The organism is Mycobacterium neglectum (assembly GCF_002591975.1).
GTDB classification, from domain to species: Bacteria; Actinomycetota; Actinomycetes; order Mycobacteriales; family Mycobacteriaceae; genus Mycobacterium; species Mycobacterium neglectum.
The window spans coordinates 1-6,828 of sequence record NZ_NVQE01000088.1 but is presented as its reverse complement, the minus strand read 5'-3'; the positions used below and the strand labels follow the sequence as shown (position 1 = coordinate 6,828).

Genomic DNA, 6,828 nt, shown 5'->3' with positions numbered 1-6,828 from the left:
GATGACCGACCAGCGCCTGGGCATCCAACAGTTCCCGATCAGCGCGCTCCATGCCCTGCATCAACTCATCATCCCAGCTCAACGCCCATTTCATAGAAGGCACGCCGATTATTCAGCGCCCTCCTAGTCGGGGATTCTCAGACCGCGCAAGGTCCGCGCCGGGCAAAGCCGCTTACCGCTCCCCCGAACCTAGGCTGCAGGCCGCGACAGCATGCTGTGCTGCAATTCTATGGACTTGCACAGGGACCCCTTCTGCCCGCGCGGGCCAGGGGCAGCGCGACCGGCAAGCGCGGCACCGAGCGGAAAGTCCTACGCTCAGTGGCAAATTCGGCTGTTCATAGACGAAGTCGGCCCCCGGCAGAAGCCGGGGGCCGATTCGTTTCAGAGCACTGTCAGTTCATATTCCAGGGCTCACCGTAGGTGGACACACTGTCACCACTCGACGAGATCAACCGGGCGAACGGACGCAGCAGCACGCCACCGGCAGCGCCGGTGACCGTGCCATGAGCGTTGGACACGGCAACCGATCCCGTGGGACCGGCGACGTCGACCGAGAAGGTGGCGACCTCCTGGATGCCCGGGCCGTTACCCAGGTCAGCTGAGATAGACACACCGGGGAACAGCGGCGGGGTCACGATACTGTCGGCCAGGCCGAAGTCACCGTCGATACCAGGGATGCCGTAATCGTCAAACGCGATGTTCGGCGTGGTGTAGCTGAAGTTGATGCCCACGCCCAGCGACCAAGGGAAGCCGACCTGGTAGCCCAGTTCCAGCGTTCCCTCGAAGTCATCGGCACCGTCGCCGGCCACGATGTACGTGGACTTGCCTGAGTGGAACCACTCGCGGGTCAGGCGGTTGCGGTCAAGGGGAAAGACGCCGTTGAGGTAGGTGTCCCATTGCTGGATCGTCAATGTCCGGCCCTGCCCATCGACCAGAGAAAGTTCATCGTCCAGCCCAGCGTGAGAGGTGCCAGTGCTCACGAACAGTGACGCGATGGCGAAAACCATCGCAATCAGCACCCGACTGAATACCTTCATGTTCTCCCTAGCTCTTATGTCGACAGTGACCCGACCGGGCTCACCGTTTTGTTGTTCGTGCCTGGCCCTACCGATACACAACACAGGACACAAGGGCCTCATGTGACGCAAATGAGAAACCTCACATGCGGCTCTTACGTCTTGCTCATCGTTGACACGAGGAACATAACGGTCGGACCACAACCCGGCAACGTGAGATCGCAAATACCTCGAAGGGCGTTACCAGACCAGCCACTTTGCCCACTTCCGTCACGCCGGAATCGTGGCTGCGCACGCACTGGAACGGCCTAACCGGAACCTAATTCTGCTCGGCACACCAGCGGCCGGAAAGGGGCATCGGCGTGGTGGGTAGGACTGCCAGTAGTAAGGGCGAAATCGCAGCTCACTGATGGTGCGGAGGTGTGTTTTCCCGTAACCAACGATCATGTTCTGCGTCTTCGGCAGGCGAGGATTCGTCACGGTCGTCTGGGGACTTGGGCAGCGACGCCTCACCGAAGATCTTGTTGACTGCGTCGCGCGAGCGCAGTGGCCGGTCCGCCATGGCACCCCCTACTGTGATCAGGATCACACTTTGATGCGGCCGCTCACAGAATGCTCTTAGATCTCGAGGCTGGAGAGCTGTCCGATGATCTGAACGGCCAGCGGAGTAAGGGTCGCCATACCGTCGCGCACTGACGCGCGGGAGCCGGCGAGGTTCACGACGAGTGTGCTGCCAGAAATCCCGGCCAAACCGCGCGAGAGTGCGGCGTCGGAGACACCGGCCGACAAGCCCGACGCTCGCAGTGCCTCGGCGATGCCGAGCAATTCACGGTCGAGCAGATCGAGGGTGGCTTCGGGTGTGACGTCACGCGGGGTCACACCTGTTCCGCCGACCGAAACCACCAGGTCGACGCCACCGATCACCGCCGTGTTCAGCGCGTTGCGGATCTCGATCTCATCGGCAGACACCACGACAACACCATCGACGACGAAGCCCGCTTCACCGAGCAGTTCGGTGACCAACGGACCGCTGTGGTCCTCCTCGTCACCATGCGCAGTTCGGTCATCGACGACGACGACCAGTGCCCGGCCCACCAACTCCCCTGGCTGTTCCATGACGCCAACCGTATATCCGGGCAGAGACAGTGGCGCGGCCACTCTCAGCGTGGCGGGCCCGGACGTCACCGTAGGCCTCACTGCTGGGCCTTGCCGAGGGTGACCTCGACGGTCTGCGGCTTCCCCGCGTTGTCGAGGTAGGTCAGGGTCAGCTTCTCGCCGGGCGCCCTGGATCGCACCGCCGCGACCAGCGCGTCGGCACTGTTGATCACTCGATCGTCGACCTTGGTGACCACCACCCCGCTGGGCAGGCCCGCCGCGGCAGCAGCACCGCCGTCGGTCACCTCGACTATTCGCGCGCCGTCGACCGTCGCGTCGTTTCCGACCTGGACACCCAGAGACGCGTGCGATGCGGTGCCGCTGTCGATGAGTTCGTCCGCGATTCGCTTGGCCTGGTCGACCGGAATGGCAAAGCCCAGCCCGATCGAGCCGCCCTGCGCCGCCCCGTCGGCGTCACCGCCCAAGGTGGCGATGGCCGAATTGACCCCGACGAGTTCCCCATTCATGTTCACCAGCGCTCCACCGGAGTTGCCGGGATTGATGGCGGCGTCGGTTTGAACCGCGTCGAGCACGGTGTTCTGGTTCCTGATGTCGCCACCCGCGGCGACCGGACGATTCAGCGCGCTGATGATGCCGGTGGTCACGGTGCCCTCCAGCCCGAGCGGCGACCCGATGGCCACGACGTCCTGGCCCACCCGCAGATCGGCGGACGAGCCGATCGTGATCGGGGTCAGGCCCGACACCCCGTCGGCGCGCACCACAGCGATGTCGCTGCTGGGGTCCGTTCCGACCACGGTGAACGGCGCGCTGCGGCCGTCGGCGAACGTCACTTTGGTCTGTGCAGCGCCTTGACCTGCAGGTGCGGTCGGACCACCCGGCCCGGCAGGCCCGCCTTGTGCGGCGGTGACGACGTGATTGTTCGTCATGATCAGGCCGTCCGAGGACAGGATGATTCCGGAGCCCTCCTCCGATTGCCTGCCGAGGTCCACCTCGAGCTTGACGACGCTGGGAACGACCTTCGCCGCGACCTGCTCCACCGAGCCGGCGGGCAGGCTGGCGACCGGCACCCCTGGCGCGGCACCGTTGGCGCCCGAGGTGGCCACGGGCCGATCGGGCTGCGCGAGCAGCGCCACTCCCCCACCGATACCGGCGGAAACTACTGCCACCGCGAGGGCGCCAGCTATCAAAGCGCCTGCGCGAGAACGCTTCTGAGGCGGCGGACCCGGTATCGGAGCCTGGGGGAACCGAGCCGTCGCTGGGGACTGTGGCGCACCGCGATAGGGGTCGTAGGGGGCATGAGAGCCGCGGAAACTCTGTTGCTGCTGGGTCTGGTATCGCCAGTCATACGGCTGCTGCTGGTAGGAATCGGGCCGCTGCGCACCGGGGTATCCGGGTGCCGCGTGCTCGGGCGCGCCGGGCCGACCACCCGGTGACGGTGGCGGCGTATACCTCGGATGGTTGGTCATGTCGCTGCGGTGCTCATTTCGTTTTGTGGGTCCGACATCCAGAACAACGGCGTTCGCACCGTCAAAGTTGCCTAAGCGGGCTGAGAATCCACTTAGAGAACCTTCGGGACACGCACAGACTTGCTTCCCCCAGCGCGCCCAGGCTAATCATTGTCGGCGCTGACCACGGGCAAGTCCACGCCCGTGACCGCGTGTCGCGCGGACTCACCGGGCATCGGCCTGCCGGGCAGCACGATATGAATCGCCGTGCCCGGCGGCTGTCCGCCGACGACGGCGTCCTCCACGCGCAGTGCGCCACCGTGTTTGAGCACAACCTGTTTCACGATCGCCAGGCCGAGCCCCGAACCCGGCATCGCACGCGCGGAGGCGGAGCGGAAGAACCGCTCGAAAACGAACCGCCGTTCCTGCGGCGGGATACCTGGCCCCTGATCGGTCACCACCAGCTCGGCATGCATCGGGTCGACCTGAGTCAGTCGGACGCCGACGCGGCCGCCGGGGGGACTCCATTTGGCGGCGTTGTCCAGCACATTGAGCACCGCGCGGCCAAGTCCGCCGCCATCACCGTAGACCTGCCACGGAATCAGATTCACATCGAACTCGATATCGTTGCGGCGGCGGCGAACTCGTTCCAGCGAGCGGTCCACGATCTCGGTCATGTCGACGGGCTCGTGGATGACGGCACCGGCCTCGTCGCGGGTCAGGTCGACGAGATCGCCGACGAGGGTGGACAGTTCTTCGATCTGGGCGATGACGTCTTCCCGCAGGCCCTCCAGATCTTCCTCGGGCAGTCTCGGGGCGCCGGGTGCCATCGATGCCATCAGTAGCTCGACGTTGGTGCGCAACGACGTCAGCGGCGTGCGTAATTCGTGGCCGGCATCGGTGACGAGTCTCGCTTGTCGCTCGCGGGATTCAGCCAATGCACGCAGCATCATGTTGAAAGCCTCGGTGAGACGGGCGAGTTCGTCGCTGCCATAGACCGGGATAGGTCGAAGATCGTCGGTGCGGGCGACCCGCTCGGCCGCCTCGGTCAGCCGCGCCACCGGTCTCAGCCCTGCCCGGGCGACCGCACCACCGGCCATGGCGGCCACGACCACCCCGATGCCGCCGACGATGAGCAGAACTGTGCCCAGCCGTTTGAGCAACTTATCGGTCGGCAGCAGACTCTTGGAGATCAGCAGTGAACTCCCGTTGGACAGATGCAGGGCAAGCACCCGCTGTTGGTCGACTGAACGCTTCGACATCCACAATTCGCCACGAATGACCGCCTTCTCGGGTTCACCAAGCGGCAGCGTCTGTCCCCCCTGGTTGGCGGTGAAGATCGAGCGGCCGGGATTGACCAGCATCGCGTTGACGTCAGAGTAGGCGGTGCCCTCGATCGCCTTGGCGGGATCGCTGGTCAGCGAGCCGCTTTCGATCAGGAGGCTGGCTCGGGTGTGCAGTTGGTTGTCGATGTCGTCGTAGAGCGCACGCGAGACCACGGCATAGACGGCCACCGCCATCAGCACCACCACGAGCGCCACCATCGACATCGCGAGCAGCATCACCCGCCAGCGAAGTGACAGTGAACTGGCAGGCTGCGCCGCCATTGCATACGGCTGAGGCGGAGCTGAGAAATTTTGCGCCGACATCAGGGAGGGGTCTCGCGCAGCACATAACCCACCCCGCGCACGGTGTGGATCAGTCGCGGCTCTCCTTCCGCCTCGGTCTTGCGGCGGAGGTAGCCGACGTACACCTCGAGGGCGTTGCCGGAGGTCGGAAAGTCGAAGCCCCACACCTCCTCGAGGATGCGGCTGCGGGTGAGCACCCGCCGCGGGTTCGCTATCAGCATCTCGAGAAGCGCGAACTCGGTGCGGGTCAGGCTGATCGAGCGTTCACCGCGGGCGACCTCGCGGGTGACCGGGTCCAGCGACAGGTCGGAGAACGTCATCGCCGGCGAATCGGCGCCGTCGTCGGGAGTCCTGCGCCGCAGCAACGCGCGCATGCGGGCGAGCAGTTCCTCGAGCGCGAACGGCTTCGGCAGATAGTCGTCGGCTCCCGCATCCAGCCCGGCGACTCGTTCGGAGACCGAGTCCCGCGCGGTCAGCACGAGGATGGGTAGATCGTCGCCTGTGCTGCGCAGCTGGCGGCACACCTCGAGGCCGTCCAGCCGCGGCATCATCACATCGAGCACCACGGCGTCCGGGCGATCGCTGGCGATTCGGTCCAGAGCTTCGAGCCCGTCCTGCGCCAATTCGACCGAGTAGCCGTTGAAGGAGAGCGATCGACGTAGCGATTCGCGCACAGCGCGGTCATCGTCGACGACAAGTATTCGCACAGGCACAGTGTCAACCCGCTATCTGAGAGCGGCCTGAGAGGCGCGCCGATCTACTGCAAAGCGGGGATGGCGCCCAGTGAGCAGGGGACGAGATTAGCGGCGGTCGAGATCAATCAGGCCGAGGCGGGCAGCCTTGAGCAGGCGACGCGGCACCTTGTGCTGCTGGCCCGCGACGTTGACGCCGACGAGATCGGTGGCCTTGGCCTTCCACTGCGAGCGCCGGCTACGGGTATTCGCACGCGACATTCTCCGCTTGGGCACAGCCATGATCGAGATTCTCCTCTTGAGGGTCCTGATTTGTGCGTCGCGCGAGTTGTCAGGCGTCGACGATTGCCTTTCAGGATAGCCCGTGAGGAGTATCTGCTCCAAAATGCGCCGCCGATGGCCACGTCCGCCGCAGAATGCGCATGACATAGCATCCAGCCAAAACCGAGGAATCACCATGAAACAGCTGGTAGCAGCGGGCGTCATGGCTCTGGCGCTGGCGGGGTGCGGCGGTGGCGGCGAACCTGCGGCCGAGAACTCCGCCGGGTCCGCCTCCTCGTCGCAGTCGTCAGAATCAGCCACGGCGGCAGCGACAGGCTGCACGGGCGGCGGGCTCGATGCCATGACGGCTCTTGCCGATTTCCAGCTCGAGATCGACGATGCCCACAAGTCCGGCAGGATCACGCTCGACCAACTCACCGCGGCACGCGACAAGCTGTTCAACGAAACGCAGGCGGCTCAGGAGAAAGAAGATTGGACCGCATACTGCAAATCCATCGACGACACCCGCGCCGAACTGGGGCTCTAGGAGGGCGCTGAATAATCGGCGTGCCTTCTATGAAATGGGCGTTGAGCTGGGATGATGAGTTGATGCAGGGCATGGAGCGCGCTGATCGGGAACTGTTGGATGCCCAGGCGCTGGTCGGTCATC

General features: G+C 65.0%; 8 protein-coding genes. 1 reads left to right on the top strand and 7 read right to left on the bottom strand.

What is annotated here, in order from left to right; genetic code table 11:
* Positions 1-392: 392 nt before the first annotated feature.
* The 7 genes from mspA to rpmF form a co-directional block, all read right to left on the bottom strand.
* A complete protein-coding gene (gene mspA / locus CSQ99_RS30355) occupies positions 393-1,037 on the bottom strand; it encodes a porin MspA (protein WP_099042676.1) in 645 nt (214 codons plus the stop codon).
* 382 nt (positions 1,038-1,419) lie between these two features.
* The gene (locus tag CSQ99_RS31120) at positions 1,420-1,578 is read right to left on the bottom strand and encodes a hypothetical protein (RefSeq protein WP_099042675.1); all 159 of its coding nucleotides are present in this window, start codon (positions 1,576-1,578) and stop codon (positions 1,420-1,422) included.
* Between the two features lie 56 nt (positions 1,579-1,634).
* Entirely contained in the window at positions 1,635-2,180 is a 546-nt protein-coding gene (locus tag CSQ99_RS30345; RefSeq protein WP_176561298.1) for a MogA/MoaB family molybdenum cofactor biosynthesis protein, read from the bottom strand.
* A gap of 29 nt (positions 2,181-2,209) precedes the next feature.
* A complete protein-coding gene (locus tag CSQ99_RS30340) occupies positions 2,210-3,598 on the bottom strand; it encodes a S1C family serine protease (protein ID WP_099042673.1) in 1,389 nt (462 codons plus the stop codon).
* Positions 3,599-3,741: 143 nt separating this feature from the next.
* Positions 3,742-5,184 carry a HAMP domain-containing sensor histidine kinase gene (locus CSQ99_RS30335; protein WP_099042672.1) on the bottom strand — a complete coding sequence of 481 codons (1,443 nt, stop codon included), beginning with the start codon at positions 5,182-5,184 and terminating at the stop codon, positions 3,742-3,744.
* A gap of 41 nt (positions 5,185-5,225) precedes the next feature.
* Positions 5,226-5,912, bottom strand: a complete 687-nt coding sequence (locus tag CSQ99_RS30330; RefSeq protein ID WP_099042671.1) for a response regulator transcription factor — start codon at positions 5,910-5,912, stop codon at positions 5,226-5,228.
* A gap of 93 nt (positions 5,913-6,005) precedes the next feature.
* Positions 6,006-6,179 carry a 50S ribosomal protein L32 gene (gene rpmF, locus CSQ99_RS30325; RefSeq protein WP_099042670.1) on the bottom strand — a complete coding sequence of 58 codons (174 nt, stop codon included), beginning with the start codon at positions 6,177-6,179 and terminating at the stop codon, positions 6,006-6,008.
* Between the two features lie 175 nt (positions 6,180-6,354).
* On the opposite strand from rpmF, the gene CSQ99_RS30320 reads away from it, so the two are divergent.
* Positions 6,355-6,705, top strand: a complete 351-nt coding sequence (locus CSQ99_RS30320) for a hypothetical protein (RefSeq protein ID WP_099042669.1) — start codon at positions 6,355-6,357, stop codon at positions 6,703-6,705.
* The last annotated feature ends 123 nt before the right edge of the window (positions 6,706-6,828 follow it).

Bases quoted from the DNA above. Each gene is read 5' to 3' on its own strand.
- mspA (WP_099042676.1), bottom strand. From the start codon at position 1,037: ATGAAGGTATTCAGTCGGGTGCTGATTGCGATGGTTTTCGCCATCGCG.
- CSQ99_RS31120 (WP_099042675.1), bottom strand. From the start codon at position 1,578: ATGGCGGACCGGCCACTGCGCTCGCGCGACGCAGTCAACAAGATCTTC.
- CSQ99_RS30340 (WP_099042673.1), bottom strand. From the start codon at position 3,598: ATGACCAACCATCCGAGGTATACGCCGCCACCGTCACCGGGTGGTCGG.
- CSQ99_RS30335 (WP_099042672.1), bottom strand. From the start codon at position 5,184: ATGGCGGCGCAGCCTGCCAGTTCACTGTCACTTCGCTGGCGGGTGATG.
- rpmF (WP_099042670.1), bottom strand. From the start codon at position 6,179: ATGGCTGTGCCCAAGCGGAGAATGTCGCGTGCGAATACCCGTAGCCGG.
- CSQ99_RS30320 (WP_099042669.1), top strand. From the start codon at position 6,355: ATGAAACAGCTGGTAGCAGCGGGCGTCATGGCTCTGGCGCTGGCGGGG.